The sequence below is a fragment of the Acidiferrimicrobium sp. IK genome (genome assembly GCF_025499425.1).
GTDB lineage: Bacteria > Actinomycetota > Acidimicrobiia > Acidimicrobiales > Palsa-688 > Acidiferrimicrobium.
This window is the reverse complement of sequence record NZ_JAIMCB010000016.1, coordinates 51,980-70,043: the sequence shown is the minus strand read 5'-3', so window position 1 is coordinate 70,043 and position 18,064 is coordinate 51,980. Positions and strand designations below refer to the sequence as shown.

Annotated in this window: 17 protein-coding genes; 7 read left to right on the top strand and 10 right to left on the bottom strand. The window is 73.5% G+C overall.

Annotated features, from left to right (window positions below):
- Positions 1–58 precede the first annotated feature (58 nt).
- Both K6U06_RS20955 and K6U06_RS20950 read right to left on the bottom strand, forming a co-directional pair.
- Complete coding sequence (locus K6U06_RS20955) at positions 59–1,630, bottom strand: peptide chain release factor 3 (RefSeq protein ID WP_262323926.1); 1,572 nt, start codon at positions 1,628–1,630, stop codon at positions 59–61.
- Between the two features lie 47 nt (positions 1,631–1,677).
- A complete protein-coding gene (locus K6U06_RS20950; protein WP_410051117.1) occupies positions 1,678–2,457 on the bottom strand; it encodes a PaaX family transcriptional regulator C-terminal domain-containing protein in 780 nt (259 codons plus the stop codon).
- Positions 2,458–2,568: 111 nt separating this feature from the next.
- On the opposite strand from K6U06_RS20950, the gene boxC reads away from it, so the two are divergent.
- From boxC to K6U06_RS20930, 4 genes are read left to right on the top strand one after another with little or no spacing between them, the layout of a single operon-like run.
- On the top strand, positions 2,569–4,239 hold the full coding sequence (gene boxC / locus K6U06_RS20945; protein ID WP_262323924.1) for a 2,3-epoxybenzoyl-CoA dihydrolase: 1,671 nt from the start codon (positions 2,569–2,571) through the stop codon (positions 4,237–4,239).
- A 7-nt stretch (positions 4,240–4,246) separates the two neighbouring features.
- Entirely contained in the window at positions 4,247–5,656 is a 1,410-nt protein-coding gene (gene boxB, locus K6U06_RS20940) for a benzoyl-CoA 2,3-epoxidase subunit BoxB (protein ID WP_262323923.1), read from the top strand.
- 4 nt (positions 5,657–5,660) lie between these two features.
- Entirely contained in the window at positions 5,661–7,313 is a 1,653-nt protein-coding gene (locus tag K6U06_RS20935) for a benzoate-CoA ligase family protein (protein WP_262323922.1), read from the top strand.
- Entirely contained in the window at positions 7,310–8,134 is an 825-nt protein-coding gene (locus K6U06_RS20930) for an alpha/beta fold hydrolase (protein ID WP_262323921.1), read from the top strand. The genes K6U06_RS20935 and K6U06_RS20930 overlap by 4 nt, the downstream gene beginning before the upstream one ends.
- A gap of 3 nt (positions 8,135–8,137) precedes the next feature.
- On the opposite strand, the gene K6U06_RS20925 is transcribed toward K6U06_RS20930, so the two are convergent.
- Positions 8,138–9,148: a sigma-70 family RNA polymerase sigma factor gene (locus K6U06_RS20925; RefSeq protein ID WP_262323920.1), complete on the bottom strand. Its 1,011-nt coding sequence runs from the start codon at positions 9,146–9,148 to the stop codon at positions 8,138–8,140.
- A 74-nt stretch (positions 9,149–9,222) separates the two neighbouring features.
- A complete protein-coding gene (locus K6U06_RS20920; RefSeq protein WP_262323919.1) occupies positions 9,223–9,678 on the bottom strand; it encodes a glutaredoxin family protein in 456 nt (151 codons plus the stop codon).
- 134 nt (positions 9,679–9,812) lie between these two features.
- Between K6U06_RS20920 and K6U06_RS20915 the strand changes: the two genes are divergently transcribed.
- A complete protein-coding gene (locus K6U06_RS20915) occupies positions 9,813–10,337 on the top strand; it encodes a hypothetical protein (RefSeq protein WP_262323918.1) in 525 nt (174 codons plus the stop codon).
- Positions 10,338–10,346: 9 nt separating this feature from the next.
- On the opposite strand, the gene K6U06_RS20910 is transcribed toward K6U06_RS20915, so the two are convergent.
- A complete protein-coding gene (locus tag K6U06_RS20910; RefSeq protein ID WP_262323917.1) occupies positions 10,347–12,569 on the bottom strand; it encodes a SpoIIE family protein phosphatase in 2,223 nt (740 codons plus the stop codon).
- 133 nt (positions 12,570–12,702) lie between these two features.
- Here K6U06_RS20910 and K6U06_RS20905 point away from each other — a divergent pair, with 133 nt between their 5' ends.
- On the top strand, positions 12,703–12,981 hold the full coding sequence (locus tag K6U06_RS20905; protein WP_262323916.1) for a hypothetical protein: 279 nt from the start codon (positions 12,703–12,705) through the stop codon (positions 12,979–12,981).
- Between the two features lie 72 nt (positions 12,982–13,053).
- Here the strand turns inward: K6U06_RS20905 and K6U06_RS20900 are convergent, their stop codons facing one another.
- Genes K6U06_RS20900 through K6U06_RS20885 form a run of 4 tightly spaced genes read right to left on the bottom strand, consistent with a single transcriptional unit; the run spans position 13,054 to position 16,580 of the window.
- Positions 13,054–14,958 (bottom strand): penicillin-binding transpeptidase domain-containing protein, encoded by a 1,905-nt coding sequence (locus K6U06_RS20900; RefSeq protein ID WP_262323915.1) that lies wholly within the window; start codon positions 14,956–14,958, stop codon positions 13,054–13,056.
- A gap of 48 nt (positions 14,959–15,006) precedes the next feature.
- Entirely contained in the window at positions 15,007–16,101 is a 1,095-nt protein-coding gene (locus K6U06_RS20895; protein ID WP_262323914.1) for a hypothetical protein, read from the bottom strand.
- 7 nt (positions 16,102–16,108) lie between these two features.
- Positions 16,109–16,246 carry a hypothetical protein gene (locus K6U06_RS20890; RefSeq protein ID WP_262323913.1) on the bottom strand — a complete coding sequence of 46 codons (138 nt, stop codon included), beginning with the start codon at positions 16,244–16,246 and terminating at the stop codon, positions 16,109–16,111.
- Between the two features lie 49 nt (positions 16,247–16,295).
- Positions 16,296–16,580 carry a hypothetical protein gene (locus K6U06_RS20885; protein WP_262323912.1) on the bottom strand — a complete coding sequence of 95 codons (285 nt, stop codon included), beginning with the start codon at positions 16,578–16,580 and terminating at the stop codon, positions 16,296–16,298.
- Positions 16,581–16,779: 199 nt separating this feature from the next.
- On the opposite strand from K6U06_RS20885, the gene K6U06_RS20880 reads away from it, so the two are divergent.
- Entirely contained in the window at positions 16,780–17,202 is a 423-nt protein-coding gene (locus K6U06_RS20880; RefSeq protein ID WP_262323911.1) for a winged helix-turn-helix transcriptional regulator, read from the top strand.
- Positions 17,203–17,220: 18 nt separating this feature from the next.
- Here K6U06_RS20880 and K6U06_RS20875 read toward each other — a convergent pair whose 3' ends face one another.
- Entirely contained in the window at positions 17,221–18,063 is an 843-nt protein-coding gene (locus tag K6U06_RS20875; protein WP_262323910.1) for a PhzF family phenazine biosynthesis protein, read from the bottom strand.
- Position 18,064 lies beyond the last annotated feature (1 nt).

The following is an 18,064-nucleotide window of genomic DNA, read 5'->3' as shown; positions in this document are numbered from 1 at the left end:
CAAAAAATCGCTCACTAATATACCGGTAAGCCGTCCGGCCGGGAAAAGGGCCGGGCCGCTAGGTGGTCAGGATGGGGGTCAGCACCCAGTCGGGGTGGTCCGACTCCATGCGGGCCAGGAAGTACGGGGACTCGAACATGGCCAGCAACGCGCCGTCGCTGCGCTCGAGGACCTGCACCACCGTGTACCCCTTCAGATGCTCGGCGGTCGGCCCGTCGGTGAGGCGCACGGTGCGCTGCGAGTAGGACCCCATCTCGACGGGAGCGTTGAACTCGTGGGCCATCCGGTGGGCGAACACCTCGAACTGCATCTGGCCGACCGCGGCGAGGACCGGTTGGGGGTCGTTGACTCGGTGGAGGACCTGCACCACGCCCTCCTGCTCCAGCTGCTCCAGGCCTCTCCGGAACTGCTTGTGACGTGACACGTCCTTGCTGTGAGCGGACGCGATCAGCTCCGGCGGGAACGCTGGGATCCTCGGGAACACCACCGGCGTGTCCAGGTACAGGGAGTCGCCGATGCGAAGGCCGCTGGCGTTGACCAGCCCGATGACGTCGCCGGGCCAGGCGTCCTCGACGGTCATACGCTCCGCGCCGAACACCGACGAGGCGTACTTGGTGGCGAAGGGCTTGCTGGTCGGCTGGTGGATCAGGGTCATCCCCCGCTCGAAGTGCCCCGAGCAGATCCGCACGAACGCGACGTGGTCGCGGTGGGCCGGGTTCATGTTGGCCTGGACCTTGAACACGAAGCCGGAGCAGGGAGAGTCGAGCGGGCGGGGGTTCTCGTCGGCGTCGAGCTGGGGGGCGGGGGAGGGGGCCAGGTCGATGATGGCGTCGAGGAGGTGACGGACCCCGAAGTTGGTGATCGCCGAACCGACGAACACCGGGGTGGACTCGCCGGCCAGGAACGACTTCTGGTCGACGACCGCGCCGACCTCGTCGAGCAGAGCGCACTCGTCGAGGGCCCGCTCCCACGCCGTTCCCAGCTCGGACGCGGCCTGCTCGGCGTCGAGCTCCTCCTCGCCGGCCGCGGTGCTGCCCCGCTCGGTGCGGGTGAAGCGCACGAAGCCGCCGCTGCGCCGGTCGATGACCCCCCGGAAGCTGCCCGGGTCGCCGACGGGCCAGGTGACCGGGGTCGGGCGCAGCCCGATCTGCTCCTCGATCTCGTCGAGCAGCGCCAGCGGCTCCAGGCCGGGGCGGTCCATCTTGTTGAGGAACGTGAGCACCGGCAGGCGCCGGCTGCGGCACACCTCGAACAGCTTGAGGGTCTGAGGCTCGACGCCGCGCGCCGAGTCGAGGACCATGATCGCCGCGTCGGCCGCGGCCAGGACCCGGTAGGTGTCCTCCGAGAAGTCGCGGTGGCCTGGCGTGTCGAGCAGGTTGACCACGTGGTCCCGGTAGTCGAACTGCAGCACCGTGGAGCTGATCGAGATGCCCCGCTGCTGCTCGAGGGCCATCCAGTCCGACGTGGCCCGGCGCCGGCCGGCTTGGGCCTTGACCGCGCCGGCCTCCTGGATGGCCCCCGCGTAGAGCAAGAACTTCTCGGTGAGCGTGGTCTTGCCGGCGTCGGGGTGGCTGATGATGGCGAAGGTCCGCCGGCGGGCGGCCTGCGCAGTGGGGGTCGGATCGTTCATGGTGCTCCCACCACGGTACCGGCCACCCGGGCGCCCGGCCCCACCGGTCAGTCCACGCGGTCGGCGGCGGCGAACCAGGCGCGCGCCGGAGCGACCCACTCCGAGTGGCACCCGTCGAAGAGCTGCCGGGCCCGCTGGCCGGGCCAGCCGGCCGGCAGCAGGTCGGCCGGCAGCTCCGGGTCGACGAAGGGGAAACGCCGCCATTCGTGGACCAGGTGGGTGAGGGCGGCTAGCGCCTCGCGCTCCCCGTCGGGGCGCAGCCCGCCGAAGCGCTGCAGGAACTGCTCGTAGGACCGGCCCAGGTCGTCGAGGTCCCACGCCCGCCGGACCAGCTCGGCGTCACCGGCCAGCGCGCCGGCCTCACCCCGGAACACCATGGCCCCGTCGTCGATCCCGAGGTTGCGCAGCGCGGCGACCGCCACCGCCTCCCGGTCGAGGTGAGTGGACACCGCCACGCCGGCGCCGGGGAAACCGAACCCGGCGAAGCCCAGCTGCTGGCGCAGGAGGTGGCGCCGGGCTCGCTGCTCCTCGGGCACGGAGAAGGTGACGACCAGCCACCGGCCGTCCCACGTGGCCCGCTCGGTCAAGAACCCGTAGATCCGGGCGGCGCCCTGGGTGAGCAGCGCCCGCCCGTCGTCGCTCAGCTGCCAGCGGACCCGCCGCCCGGCGCGGTGGCTGACGATCAGGCCCTGGTCGGCCAGGCGGGCGATCGCCTGACGGGCGTTCTTCTCGGCGATGCCGATCGCCGCCATGGACTGCACCAGCGTGGCGGTCCACGCCGCGCCGCCGGCGGGCAGCACGAACTCGCCGAGCACCGTGAGCAGCAGAGCCTTGCCGCTGCTCCCGGCCCGGGGCCTCGACCCGAATTGTGCTACGTCTTGCCGAATGTCGTCATCAGGTTGTAGAATGTGACCTACGTTACTCCGGGGAGGACACCGATGGGCGATATGGCGGACGACGGGGAGATCTCCTTCGACACCGAGGCGGGGCGCTGGCGCCACTGGCGGCTCGACCTGGACGGTCCGACGGCGACGGTGACCATGGCCGTCGACCCTGAGGGCGGGTTGCGCGACGACTACGAGCTGAAGCTCAACTCCTATGACCTGTCGGTTGACATCGAGCTGTACGACATCGTCCAGCGGTTGCGCTTCGAGCATCCCGAGGTCCGGGTGGTGGTGGTCACCGGCGGCTTGGACAAGGTGTTCTGCGCCGGCGCCAACATCCAGATGCTGGCCGGGGCGACCCACAACCACAAGGTCAACTTCTGCAAGTTCACCAACGAGACCCGCAACGGCATCGAGGACGCGACGTCGACGTCTCGTCAGGTGTGGCTGGCGGCCATCAACGGCACCGCGGCCGGCGGTGGCTACGAGCTGGCGTTGGCCTGCGACGAGATCATCCTGATCGACGACCGAAGCTCGACGGTCTCCCTCCCCGAGGTGCCGCTCCTCGGCGTCCTGCCCGGCACCGGCGGCCTGACCCGGGTGGTCGACAAGCGCAAGGTGCGCCGCGATCTGGCCGACGTGTTCGCCACCCGCAGCGAAGGCGTGCGGGGGGCCCAGGCCGTCGAGTGGGGGCTGGTCGACTCGGTGGCCCCCCGCTCCGCGTTCGCCGAGCACGTCCGCGAGCGCGCCGCGGCCCGGGCCGCGGCGTCCGACCGGCCCGGCGGCCCCGGGGTGACCCTCACCCCCCTCGACCGGAAGGTCACCGCCGGCGGCCTGGCCTACCGGCACGTGTCGGTCGACATCGACCGGGAGCTGGGCGCCGCTCACATCGTGGTCCGGGGCCCCGCCGGCCCGCAGCCCTCGACCCCCGAGGAGCTGGTGGCGGCCGGCGCCGACGGGTGGGCGCTGGCCTCCTGCCGGGAGCTCGACGACGCGATCTTGCGGATGCGGTTCAACGAGCCCGAGATCGGCACCTGGGTGCTGCACACCGAGGGCGACCGGGATGCGCTGGCGGCGGTCGACGACGTGCTCGACGAGCACTCCGGGCACTGGCTGGTCCGGGAGATCCGGGCCTACTGGGCCCGGACCCTCAAGCGCCTCGACGTGTCGGCCCGCACCCTGATCGCGCTGATCGAGCCGGGCAGCTGCTTCGCCGGCACGCTGGGCGAGCTGGCCCTGGCCGCGGACCGCAGTTTCATGCTCGACGGCACGTTCGAGGGTCGCGACCTGCCGGCGCCGGCGCTGACCCTCACCGCGGCCAACGACGGCCGGTACCCGATGGGCAACGGGCTGTCGCGCCTGGAGAGCCGGTTCTGGGGCCACGACGACGCCCTGGCGGCGTGCCGGGCCGCGTTCGGCAAGGAGCTGCTCGCCTCGGAGTGCCTCGAGCTGGGGTTGGTGACCTTCGCTCCCGACGACATCGACTGGGACGACGAGATCCGCGTGACGCTCGAGGAGCGGGCCGCGTTCTCCCCCGACGCCCTCACCGGCTTGGAGGCCAACCTGCGCTTCGTCGGGCCCGAGACGGCCGAGACCAAGATCTTCGCCCGCCTGTCGGCCTGGCAGAACTGGATCTTCGTGCGCCCCAACGCGTCCGGGCCCGACGGCGCGCTGCGCCGCTACGGCACCGGTTCGCGCCCGTCCTACGACCGGAAGCGAGTCTGAACCCGTCATGTCTGCGATCGACCTCAACGACAAGATCCCCAACAACGTCGGCCTGGCCGGCGACCGCAAGCTGCAGCGGGCGCTCGAGCGGTGGCAGCCGCAGTTCATCGAGTGGTGGAAGCAGATGGGGCCAGTAGCCCACCAAGACGACGACGTCTACCTGCGCACCGCGGTCTCGGTCGGCAAGGACGGCTGGGCCAACTTCGACTACGTGAAGATGCCCGACTACCGGTGGGGGATCTTCCTCGCCGACCCCGAGCCGGACCGCCGCGTCGGTTTCGGTGACCGCAAGGGCGAGCCGGTGTGGTCCGACGTGCCCGGCGAGTTCCGCTCCGACCTGCGCCGGCTGATCGTGGTCCAAGGCGACACCGAGCCGGCGTCGGTCGAGCAGCAGCGGCACCTGTGCTCCACCGCCCCCAGCCTCTACGACATGCGCAACCTGTTCCAGATCAACGTGGAAGAGGGCCGGCACCTGTGGGCGATGGTCTACCTGCTGCACGCCTACTTCGGTCGTGACGGGCGCGACGAGGCCGACATGCTCCTCGAGCGCCACTCCGGTGACGCCGACAACCCCCGCATCCTCGGGGCGTTCAACGAGCCGACGCCGGACTGGCTGTCGTTTTTCATGTTCACCTACTTCACCGACCGCGACGGCAAGTTCCAGCTGGCGTCGCTGGCCGAGAGCGGGTTCGATCCGCTGGCCCGCACCTGCCAGTTCATGCTCAAGGAGGAAGCCCACCACATGTTCGTGGGCGCCGGCGGCATCGGCCGGGTGGTGCAGCGCACCGTCGAGCTGATGCAGGCCCACGACACCACCGACGTGGCGCCCTACGGCGGGATCAACATCGACACCCTGCAGCGGTACCTCAACTTGCACTACAGCGTCTCGCTCGACCTCTTCGGCGCCGAGACGTCGACCAACGCGGCCAACTACTTCGCGGCCGGGCTCAAGGGGCGCTTCCAGGAGTCCAGGCGAGACGACGACCACCAGCTGCGCGACGCCGAAGTAGAGACCCCCGAGGTGGCCGACGGGCGGATCGCCACCCGCACCGTGGCGGCCCTCTCGGCGCTCAACTTGGGGCTGCGCAGCGACTACACCGACGACTGCCAGAAGGGGGTCGACCGCTGGAACCGGATCCTGGCCCCCGTCGGCCTGGAGCTGACCCTGCCCCACGTCGGCTTCCACCGCGCCGTCGGCGCCTTCGGCGGATCCTCCATCACCCCCGACGGGCGCCTGGTCAGCGCCGACGAATGGCAGGCCAGCCGCGACCGGTGGCTGCCCTCCGACGGCGACCGGGCCCACGTCACGTCCCTGATGGTGCCCGTCACCGAGCCGGGGAAGATGGCCAGCTGGGTGGCCCCGCCGGCGACGGGCATCGCCACCAAGCCGGTCGAGTTCGAGTACGTCCGGGCCTGAGGCGATGAGCGGAGCGAGCGCGCCAGACCAGGAGCCGGGCGGAGAGGCCGACGTCGAGGCGTTCAACGCCTCGGTGTGGCTGGTGGACCGGCACGTCGAGGCCGGCCGGGGCTCGGCGGTGGCGTTCCGCTGCGGCGACGAGGAGCTGACCTACGACGGGCTGCTGGCCGCCACCGTCCGGGCCGCCAACGGCCTGCTGGCCCTCGGCGTCGGGGTCGGCGACCGGGTGCTGATGGTCGTCGACGACGAGCTGGCGTTCCCGGTCTGCCTGCTGGCCGGGCTGCGGATCGGCGCAGTCCCCATCCCGGTGTCGACCATGCTGCGCGCCGGTGACGTCGCCGCCCTCGCCGTCGACTCGGGGGCCCAGACGGTGATCCTCTCGGGCCGCTACGGAGGCCACCTCCTGGAACTGGACGGCGCCCCGGCGCTGACCGATGCGGTCGTCACCGGCCCCCCTTCCCCCGCCTCCTTCGCAGGCCGGGTCCGGGTCCACGAATGGGCGGCGTTCGCGGCGTCCGACCGCCCCGTCGCCCCGGCGGCGACCACCACCGCGTCGCCCGGCTTCTGGCTGTACACGTCGGGGACCACCGGGCGCCCCAAGGGGGCCATCCACCGCCACGGCGACCTGCGGGCCATCTGCCAGACGTACGGGGCCAGCGTGCTAGGCGTCGGTCCCGGAGACGTCTGCTACTCGGTGCCCAAGCTGTTCTTCGCGTTCGGGCTGGGCAACGCCATGGTGTTCCCCCTCGGCGCGGGCGCCACCGCGGTCATCGACCCCGAGCCGGCCACACCGGCCCGGGCCGCGCAGCTGCTGGCGCGCCACCACCCCACGCTGTTCTTCGCCCCTCCCGGGTTCTGCGCGGCGATGGCCGACGTCGGCTTGGACCCGGCGATCCTGGCCTCCGCCCGGGCCACCGTCACCGCCGGCGAGGTCCTGCCCGCCGAGGTCGCCCGCCGGTTCAGCGACCACTTCGGCACCGAGATGCTCGACGGCATCGGGTCCACCGAGGCGCTGCACATCTTCTGCTCCAACCATCCCGGCCGGACCCGGCCCGGCACCTCCGGTGAGCCCGTCGCCGGCTACGAGCTGCGGCTCCTCGACGACGACGGCCAGGTGATCACCGGGGCCGACACCCCCGGCGCCTTGTGGGTCAAGGGCCCGTCGGTGGCCGACGGGTACTGGCAGCGGCCGGAGCTGACCGCGGCGACGTTCGTCGACGGGTGGCTGCGGACCGGCGACGTCTACACCCGCAGCCCGGACGGCTACTACCGCTTCGTCGGGCGCAACAGCGACATGATCAAGGCGGGCGGGATCTGGGTGTCGCCGGCCGAGGTCGAAAGCGCACTGCTCGAGCACAACGCGGTCCTCGAGGCCGCGGTGGTCGGGAGTCGCAACGCCGACGGCCTGGAGGTGACGGTGGCCTTCGTCGTGCCCCGCCGCGGCCACAGCATCGACCCCGACGAGCTGGCCCGGTTCTGCCGCTCCACCCTGCCCGGCTTCAAGCGTCCCCGCCAGATCCACGTGGTCGACACCCTCCCGAAGACCGCGACCGGCAAGATCCAGCGGTTCGCGCTGCGCGACATGCTGGCAGCCCCGGCCCCCGGGTCCGTGCCCGCCGCGCCCCCAGCGCCGGCCGTGCGCGCCGCGCCGGCGTGACCGGGCGGCCCGGGTCCATCGAACGCCTGGAGCTGGCCGGCGGCCCCGTCGAGGTGCAACGCATCCCGGGCGTCGGGCCGCCGCTGGTGCTGCTCCACGAGGGGCTGGGCTCGCTCGGGTTGTGGCGGGGGTTCCCAGCGGCGCTGGCCGAGCGGACCGGCCGCGAGGTGGTGGTGTGGTCCCGGCACGGCTACGGCCGCTCCGCGGTGGTGCGCGGCCCGCGCCGGGTCGGCTACATGCACGACGAGGCGCTGTCGGTGCTGCCCGAATTCCTCGACGCGCTCGGCGTCGAGCGGCCGGTGCTGGTCGGTCACAGCGACGGGGCGTCTATCGCCCTCATCTACGCCGGCGGGTCGGCCGTCGGGGGGCTAGGTGTCGGCGGGTCAGGCGTCGGGGGGTCAGGGCCGATCGCCGCCGTGGTGGCCATCGCCCCCCACGTCGTCGTCGAAGAACGCACCCTCGCGGCGATCCGCGAGGCCCGGGACGCGTACCGCGACACCGACCTGCGGGAGCGGCTGGCCCGCCACCACAACGACCCCGACGCCACGTTTCGGGGATGGAACGACATCTGGCTGGACCCGGCCTTCGCGGCGTGGAACATCGAGGGGTACCTGCCCGGGATCGTCTGCCCGGTGCTGGTCGTCCAATGCGAGGACGACCCCTACGGCACCCTCGACCAAGTCGAGCGGATCGCCGACGAGGTCAGCGGCCCGGTGTCGCGCTGCGTCCTGCCCGCCGGCGGGCACGCCCCTCACCTGAGTCACCCCGACGAGGTACTCGACGCCATCGCCGGGTTGGTGGTGTCCCTCCCCGGCGGCTGACCGTCACTGCGCTGGCAGCTCGGCGGGCAGCCCGAAGGCCGGGAACAGCGCAGGGTCGAGGAACGCGTGGATCTCCGAGATGCGCCCACCGTCGACCTCGAGGACCTGCAGCGCCCACGGGCGGTGGCCGCCGTGACCGTCGCTTCGGTACTGCCCGCAGGCGAGGGTCCCGTTGGCCCGGGTGACCAGCAGCCGGGAGCCTTCGCACTCGCGCCCGACTCCGAGCATCCAAGCGACGATGTCGTCCGCGCCGTCGAGCCAAAGGGCGTACGGCGGCATGGACTGGACGGCGTCCTCCCGCAAGAGGGCGACCAACGCCTCCATGTCGTAGCGCTCGAAGGCGTCGACGTAGCGGGCCAGGAGGTCGCTGTGCTGCGCGTCGAGGGCCGGCGCTGCGCTCGGGGTGGCGCCGTCGTCGGTCTCGTCGTCGGTCCCGTCGTCCCTGCGCAGCGGGGCCAGGGCGGAACGGGCCCGCTGCAGCGCGCTGTTGATCGCCGGGACCGTCGTGTCGAGCAGGTCGGCTGCTTCGCTGGCCTGCCAGCGCAGGACCTCGCAGAGGATCAGCGCCGCCCGCTGGCGGGGCGGGAGGTGCTGCAGCGCGGCGACGAACGCCAGCTTGATGCTCTCCCGGGCGGCCGCCACCTCGGCCGGATCGCCTCCGGCAGGCAGGATCCGGTCGTCGGCGATCGGCGACACCCACGACTGCTCGGGCAGCACCGCCGCCAGGCTCTCGGGCTCCGGGCGCATCGACGGTCCCATCTCCATCGGCCGGCTCCGCCGTTTACGACCGCGGAGCATGTCCAGGCACACGTTGGTGGCGATCCGGTACATCCACGACCGGACGCTGGAGCGACCCTCGAAGCTGGCGGCGCCCCGCCACGCCCGCACCATCGTCTCTTGCACCGCGTCTTCGGCCTCGAAACCAGAGCCGAGCATCCGGTAGCAGTAGCCGGTCAGCTCACGGCGGTGACGTTCCAAGTCGTCGATCCCGAGGCCGGTCGAGGTGGCGCTCACCGCCGCCACAATATCCCCGGGCCGTTCGGCGGGACGCCTGGAATGGCCAGCCCCGACCGCCGTCGCCGGTTCGGTCAGTGCCGGCGGTTCCACCAGCCCGAGCGCGCCGGCGCGGCGGGCATCGCCGGGTGCGCGGCTCGGATCTCCTCGATGAGGTCGTCGGGATGCGGGTTGGTGCGGACCCGGCCGCCGAAGTCGACGGTGGGGACCGTCTCGTTGCCCCGGTTGTGGTCCCGCACGAACCGGCGGGCGTCGTCGTCCTCCCAGATGTTGATCCGCCGGGCCGGGACCCCGGCTCGCTCCAGGGCCCTGAACAGCCGTCCGCAGTAGCCGCACCCCGGGCGCCAGTAGACGTCTACCGCCGGCGTTTCGCCGTCCCCGGAGCCGTCCTCCGCCCGCCGGGCGTCGCCGGTCGGTCCGCGGCGCTCGGCCGGCCCGGTGCCGCCGGCGGGACCGGGCCGCTCGGCAGGGCTGGGAGAGCCGGCGGGATCGGGCCTGTCGGTGCCGTACGGCAGCGGGGTCTCGGTCATCGTTGCCTACAACCCCGGGCGGAGGGGCGCACATTCCACGCGGCCGACACCGCCGGTGAACATCGCGGGTCGCGAACCGCACGGCGCGGGCCGCACGGCGCGAACCGGCCCGCCCCGCATAGGGTCGGGCGGGCATGCGGAGGTCCAGCGAGCAACTGCCGGCCGGCGCGTCGCTGCTGGTCCTCGCCGGTGCCGCGGCGGTGGTCGCCGGCGGCCTTGTCGGGCTGGTCGTCGTCGGCTCCGCGCCGGCCGGGCGTCGCGCCGCGGCCGGTCCGCAGGCGCCGGCCCACGAGGTGTGCCCGCAGGGCGGCCTGAACTGGGCGGTGACCCAGTTCGAGACCCGGGTCGACCCGCTCAACCCGAGGAACGTGTCCGTCGTCGAGGCCGGGACCGTCCGCGACGACGCCGCCGGCAACATCTCCTTGCAGCTGGTGCAGAACTCGGTGTCGGCCACGCCGGCGCAGGGGTCGACGACCTACCCCGTCTACCTCAGGCTCGACAACGACGACCTCTACCCCGGTCAGGTCGCCCACTTCAGCGGCTCGTCGGCGGAGGTCGGCGTGGACACGGTGACGAGAGGGCCGATCAGCTACCAGGCGTCGTGGGACAACCCGAGCTTCGGGGGTTGCGCGCTGCCGGCCCACCTCGGTTCGCCCTGAACGCCGGGCTTACCCGTCGACGCGCACCGCGATGACCGCCACGTCGTCGTCGCGGTCGCGGCCGAGCGTAGCGACGATCCCGCCGACCATCCCGTCGAGGTCACCGGGATCGGACCGGCCGACCAGGCGGACCAGGCGCTCGACGCTGTCCGCCATGTCCCCGCCGCGGCGCTCGACGAGCCCGTCGGTGTAGCCGACGAGGATCGAGCCGACGGGCACGTCCCGGGCCCGGGTCCGCCGCTCGGCGCCCGACGCCACCCCGAGGAGCAACCCCCGGGCGTCGTCGAGGAGGGCCACGGTGCCGTCCGGGAGGCGCAGCAGCGGCGCCGGGTGACCGGCATTGGCGTATGTCAGACGCCATCCGCCCGCCGCGGGCACCAGCCTGGCGTAGAGCAAGGTGGCCAGGGGCACCACATCGAGGCCCTGGACCAGGCGGTCGACCCGGTCGAGCACCCGTTCGGGATCGGCGTACGCCTCGTGGGACGCGTCGTCCCAGGCGCACGCCCGAAGCAGACCCCGAAGGTGGCCCATGGCGGCGGCCGCGCTCAGGTCGTGACCGACGACGTCGCCGACCGCGACCCCAACCGACCGGTCGGGCAGGCCGAGGATCTCGTAGAAGTCACCGCCGACGTCGGCGACGGTGTTGGCCGGCAGGTACTGCGCCGACACGGCTATTCCTGGGACCTTCGGGATGGTCGGCAGCAGGCTGCGCTGCAGGATCTCGGCCACCCGGTGCTCCTGCTCGTAGAGCCGAGCGTTGTCCATGCTCATCCCCGCCCGCCGGGCCAGGTCGGCGGCGACGCTCAGGTCCTCCTGGGTGAAGTGGCGCCCGGACGGGCCCGCCACCAGCACCACCGTCCCGAGGATCTTGCGCTGGCGGGCCACCAGCGGCACGTACATCGCCGACACGATCCCGAGCTCCTGCACGACCTCTCGCATCTCCGGCGGGTTGATCATGCCGATGTCGTCTTCGTGGTACTCGGAGACGAGGACCGACTCGCCGCCCGCCAGCAGGCGGGGGATGAACGAAGACGGATGCCGCAGCGATTCCGGCTGCAGCTCCACGTAACGGTCGATCAGCCGGTCGGGGGCCTGACGGTGGCGGACCAGCAGCCGGTCGGTGGAGCCCTGACCGTCCTCGGCCAGGTTGATGACCACCCAGTCGGCCAGCGACGGCACGACCAGGTCGGCGAGCCGCTCGAGGCTCTCGGCGGTGTCCAAGGTCGCCGACAGCTGAGTGGTGGCCTCGGCGAGGAGGGCCAGGTGGCCTCTGGTGCGTTCCATCTCCCGGCGCGCCGCTCGCTCCGCTTGCAGCGCCGCTTCCCGCTCGGCGTCGACGCGGACCCGCTCCGACACGTCCGACTGCACCCCGACGAAGCTGACCAGGCGGTCGTCGCCGTCGAACACCGGGCTGATCGCCAGCTGGTTCCAAAACGCGGTCCCGTCCTTGCGGTAGTTGAGGAGGGTGACCGCGATCGGCTCGGCCGCGGCGATGGCCTGGCGCAGCACCTCGAGGGTGTCGGGGTCGGTGCCCGGTCCCTGCAGGTAGCGGCAGTTGCGCCCGACCGCCTCGTCGCCGCTGTATCCGGTCACCCGGCTGAAGGCCGGGTTCACCCAGATCAGCGGGTTGTCGTCGCGGCGGGGGTCGGAGATGGTGAACGCCAGGTCGGTGGCGATGATGGCCCGGTCGCGCAGCGCGGCCATCTCCTGCTCGTGGCCCCGGTGTCCCCCCGGCGGGGACGCCATCTCCAAGAACACCACCAGGGCCATGGGCCGCTCTCGGCCCTCGACGCCGAGCGGGATGCCCGTCGCCCACAGCAGCCGCTCGGTGGCTCCGGCGGCGGTGCGGACCGCCTCGCCGGCGGTCGGGCTGGCCCCGAGGACCCGTTCCAGCACGCTCGGCGCCTCGCCTAGAGAACGGCCGGCGCGGTCGGTCAGCGACGAGGCCCGGGCCCAGTCGGCGAGCCCGACGGGCAGGTGGACGTCGCCGGCCATCTCCACCGCCGACCGGTTGGCGAAGACCACCTCGTCGCTGTGCTGGTCGACGAGGAGGACGGCGACGGGGACGTCGGAGAGCACGTGGGGTAGCACGGCCCGGGCCTGACCGCGGTCCAAGGCCCCTTCGGCGACGAGGGCGGTGGCCGGTCCCGCGAGCGCTTCGGCGTCGCGCCGGGCCGCGGCCTCGGTTTCCTCCAGCCCGAGTGCACCGTCGGTGGTCCCCTCGCCGGGCATCTTGAAAGTGTAGGTGGTGGCGGAAACCTAAGAGCAGCCGGATGGCGGGGCGCGCCCGGCGTCCCTGTAGCATCTCCGGGTTCGAGCATGGAGCGCCCCGGGCACGGCCCGCGGGCGGGACGAAGGGTGGCCGATGGCCAGCACGATGACGACAGACGACCTCTACGCCACGGTGCAGGAGCTGACGACCATCGACCAGGCCGCCGCGGTGGCCCGCCTCTCGGAGCTGGTCAGCGACAACCGGGCCGAGCTAGGGGAGGTCCGCAACCGTTTCGCGGCCCGGCTCCACGGCCACTCCGACGACTACCAGGCGACCGCCGCCCTCACGCTGCTCAACCGGTCGCTGGCGACCGTCGCTCGCCACGAACCGCTGGACTGGAAAACCCGGTGGGCAAAGGGGCGCAAACCGTAGCCAGCCTCACCCGCCCGGCTCGTCTGGCCCCGGCCGGCCGGAGCCGTGCCGGCTCGCCAGGCGGCACTGCGCTCACGCCCCGGCCGGGAGCGCCGAGAGGAGCTTGGCGGCCAGGGGCGCGGCGACCACGCCGCCCACACCGCCGCCGTATACGAACACCGCGAACGCGATGTCACCCTTGAACCCGACGAACCACGCGTGCGTAGGGGGGTTGGGCCCGGCGCCGAACTCGGCCGTGCCGGTCTTGCCGTAGGTTCCCGCCGGCAGGCCGGCGCCCGCCGCAGTGCCGTTGCCGGTGACGACGCCGGCCATGAGGCTGCGAAGGGCCGCGGCGACGCCCGCCGGGAGCGGGGTGGCGGCGGCGGTGTCGTCTGGGGCGCCCGCCACCAGACGCGGCGGGTGGTAAGAGCCGGCGTCGACCGTGGCCGCCATCGACGCCATGGCCAGGGGGGAGACGACCACCCCGGCTTGACCGATGGTCGTGCTGGCCAGCTGGTTGGCGTCGGTCGGGGTCGGCACCGACGTCCCGGCAACGCCGAGCCCCGGCTTGGGCGTGGTGCCCAGCCCGAACAGCGCCCCGGCCTGGGGCAGCGCGGCGGGGGGCAGGGAGCGGGTCAGCCCGATGAACGCGGTGTTGCACGACACCGCGAACGCGGTGGCCAGGTCGAGGTTGGGGGCGGCTTCGCCCTCGAAGTTGTGGAACGACTGGCCGTTGACGGTGATCGTCTGGGGGCAGGTGGCCGGCGTCGAGGGGGTGTCGCCGTGCTGGAGCAGGGCGGTGCTGGTGACCACCTTGAACGTCGAGCCGGGCGGCACCCGGGCGTCGAGGGCGACATCGAAGGGGGTGGCGGTCGGGCGGCTGACCGAGGCGAGGATCTGGCCGGTGGACGCCCTGAGGACCACCATCGCGGCCTGGACGGTCGGCGCCACCCCGTCCATGGCCGCTTCGGCCGCCTGCTGCACGGCGGGGTCGACGGAGGTGGTGACCGGCGTCCCGGGGGTGGCGGCCTTGCGGGCCAGGGTGGCGACGGTGGTCCCCTTGGCGTCGCGAACCGCGACGGTCACCGCCGGCGTCCCGGCGAGGGTCCGCTCGTAGACCGCCTCGATCCCGTTCTGCCCGACGCGCGAGGTGGCCGAGTACGGCGCCCCGAGGGTCTTCAGCTGCGCGGCGGTTATCGGCCCGACCACGCCGAGTAGGTGGGTGCCGAGGTCGGGGGTCAGCGGGGTCTGCGCACCACCGGTGAAGCTGGTGCCGCCGACGCTGTAGAGGTTAGGCGCGGCCGCGGTTTTGAGGCTCTGGTAGGTCGACTCCGGGATGGTCCCCACCGGGACCAGCTGCGTCGGGTTGGCCTGAGCGTCGTGGACGGCCGAGGCGACCGCGCCGGCCGGGAAGCCGGCTGCCACCATGATCGAGGTGAGCTGCGCCGGGTCCTTGATCCGCTGGCCGACCAGCCCGACCGTCACCCCTGCCGGGGTCAGGGACGCGCCGTTCGCGCCGAGCACCGGGGCTCGGGCCGGCCACGTCCGGGTGACCGAGAAGTGGTCACCGGCGCCGAGCTGGTCGGCGACGGTGGCCGGGCCCCACACCACCTTCCAGCGCCCCCCGAGCTTGTGCAAGTTGACCGTCGAGTGGATGTCGAGTGGGCCGTAGGCGCCGATGGTCACGTGCCAGGTCAGGGGGGCGGTGGCGGTGGAGCCCTTGGTGACCGGCGCCCCTGCCTGGTAGGAGGCGGCGGTCACGCCGAGGTCGGTGGCCGCCGCCTGGTAGGTGGCGGCCAGGTCGGCGGGGGGCGCGTCGACCAGGGACGCCGCCGCCGCGTAGTCCTTGTGTGACAGCGCAGCGACGAACCCGCTGACCGTCACGCCCGGCCCCGGCGACGAGGACCCGCAGCCGGCCATCCCGGTCGCGGCCAGACCCACCGCGGCGCATCCCGCCCCGAGCGTCGCCCACCCCCGCCGTTGCCTCGCAGCCGCCATGCCTGAGCACAGTACCGACGGGCTGCGACGGGAAGGTGCCGCTGCCGGTCAGGCGGGGAGGGGGGCGAGGGCGTCGGCGCCCTCGAAGACACAGGTCCTGATGCCTCGCCGGCCGATGTCGCGCAGCCACTCGGCTGGGCGGTCGACCATCTCAGCCAAACCGCCGGCGCCGGGGCCGGCCAGGCGGCCGCGCCCGGCCCACAGCGCGGTGGTCGCCGCCGCCGCGCCGGCGCCGAGCGCCGGCGGGACGGACGCGCCGACCGCCACGGTCCCGGCCTCGCCGGCGGCGAAGCCGCGGACCTCGACGCGTACCGCGCCGAGCAGGCCCTCGGGGTGAGGGGGGCGCAGCATCGGCATCCAAGACGTCAGGCGATCCCGGCGGGTGGCCTCGAGGCGGGCGGTCACCTTCCGCACGCCCGGGAACGCCGGGACCAGCAGCACCGGGTCGCAGACCCCCGCCCGGTAGCAGTCGGCGCCGCCGACCGGTTCGGGGAACCACACCAGCTCCCGGCCTGACCCGCCGGGACGGCGGACCCACGCCCCGTCGTGGTAGTCGATGGCCGGCGACGACAGCGCCCGGTGGTGGCGCCGGGCGCACGCCGGGCCGCCCGTGCCCATGGACGCCACGTGGATCTCGGTGACCCGGTCCAGGCGTCCGGCGGCCCACCGGGCCAGGACGCAGGACACGCCGGGCGCGAACGCGGCGCCCGCCACCACGCTCAATCCCCGTTCTCTGGCTTCGCTGTCGAGGGCGAGAAGGGCCCGAACCTCGCTCGGGTCGTCGCAGGTCGCGACGGCGTGCGCGCCGCGAAGCAGGGCCGCTTCGGCGCCGGCCCGGACGTCGCGGGGGACGGTCAGGACCACGACGTCGAGGTCGTCGGGCAGGTCGTCGGGTCCCCCGCAGACAACCCGGACCGGCAAGCCCAGGTCCTGCTGGACGAAGGTGAGGCGGGCCAGGGACCGGTGGACGAGGGTCACCTCCACCGACGAGGGCCGCTCCTCCCCCCAGTCGAGCCCGGCCCGGTCCGGGTCGTGGCCGCCCGGGTCTCGGCCGGCGGGGTCTCGGCCGGCGGCGCCGGCGGCGAGGAGGTGGCGGGCAGCCCGGACCCCGACAGCACCGAGGCCGACCACCGCGACGCGCACGGGCGCCTCAGCCCAGCTCGTCGGGCGGAAGCTCCCGCCAGCCGCCGCGGCGGGGGGGTGTCCCGCCGCTGCCGCGCAGGCGGACCACGACCATGGCGCCCGCAGCCACGATGAGCGACACCACGGCCCGGCGGAAAGCCTTCACGACCGTGATGCTACCGGCCGCCGCCGCACGGCCCGACCGCGGCCGGGGTCTATGCGCTGCGCAGCCCGGGGCCCCGGCCGCTCAACGCGCCCTGGCCCCAGTGGGCCAGGTGCTGCCACGACGGGGCGTCACCGGCCAGCGCGTCGCGGATGAGCGGCCAGAGGAACGAGTCCTCGCCGTCCATCGTCGTCGTCGACACCTCCCGGGTCGACGCCGGGTCCTGGACCTGGACCCGCCAGAAGCCTTCGGCGGTGTCGGTGCTGATGAGGACGTGGAGGGGATCGGTGCCCAGATCGATGTGGCGCTCGGCGATAACGGTTTCGTCGTCGACCATTGGTGGCTGCCCTTCTGCACGAACGGACGGGGGGATCCGTCGAAAGACGTCAGCGGCGGTCGCCGCTTCCGCCCGCGACGGTACTGCAGGGCTAGGCGGCCGCCGGAGCGCCCCGCCCAGGATGCTGGTGCGCCCACTGACCGCGGTCGGCCCGGCGCCGGGCCGCCCGGAGCCACCCGCAATCCAGGACAATGGGCCGGTGCCAGCCGACGACGCCCCCTCCTCGCCCCTGGCCTCCGCGCTCGGCCGGGTCGGCGACCGCTGGTCGCTGCTGATCGTCGACGCCCTGCTCGACGGCCCGCTCCGCTACGGCGAGCTGCAGCAGGCGGTCAGCGGTATAGCGACCAACATGCTCGCTCAGCGGCTCCGTCACCTCGAGGCGCAGCGGGTGGTGGTGGCCGAGCCCTACTCGCGCCGTCCTGCCCGCTACTCCTACGATCTGACCGCGACGGGGCGCAGCCTGGCCGGCGCGTTGCGGCTGCTCGCCGAGTGGGGGGCGCAGGGCGGCGGCGGTGCCACCGCCCGCCACCGGCTGTGCGGCACCCCGATGGAGGTCCGCTGGTACTGCCCGACCTGCGACCTGCTCGCCGGGGAGGAACCCGAGGAGCCGATCTTCGTGTGACCTACCCGTCGCCGGCTGCTACCAGCCGCGGACCGCGCCGGCGATGACGGTCACCGCCTCGCCGGTGAGCACCACCCGGTCGCCGGCGACGGCCACCTCGACCCACCCCCCGCGCCTCGACACCTGGTGGCCCCGAAGGCGGTCCCGCCCCAGGCGAGCCGCCCAAAACGGCGCCAGGGTGCAATGCGCGGACCCCGTCACCGGGTCTTCGGGCACCCCCACCGCCGGAGCGAAGTACCGGGAGACGAAGTCGCTGCCCTCCTCGCCTTGCGCGGTAACGATGAGGCCCTGGGCGCCCATGTCCACCAGCCCGGCCATGTCGGGCGCCAAGGCGCGCACCGCCGCCGCGTCCGCCAGCTCGACCAGCCAGTTGGTCTGATTGCGCCCGGCCCAGCGCACCGGCGCGCCGAGCGCCGCGGACACGCCGGCGGGCAGGTCGGCGGGGGCGGCGGCCAGCGCGGGGAAGTCCAAGCCGACCCGGCCGGCTCGCCCCTCGGCGCGCAGCACCCCGCTTCGGGTCGAGAAGGCCAGCGGGCCGTCGGCCAGGCCGTAGCTCCACAGGGTGTGGGCGCCGGCCAGGGTGGCGTGCCCGCAGAGGTCCACCTCCGTCGCCGGGGTAAACCAACGCAGCGCCCACTCGCCGGGACCGGCGCCGGGGGAGAGGAACGCCGTCTCGGCCGCGTTGACCTCGGCCGCGACGGCGGCCATCCAGGCGTCGGGGGCGGGCCCGTCCAGGACGCACACCCCGGCCGGGTTGCCCCGCCACGCCTCGCCGCTGAAGGCGTCGACCAGCCAGAACGGGACGGAGCGGACCGCTCCGGCAAAAGGCGGCGCGGCGGCAGGCGGATCGTCGAGGCTCATG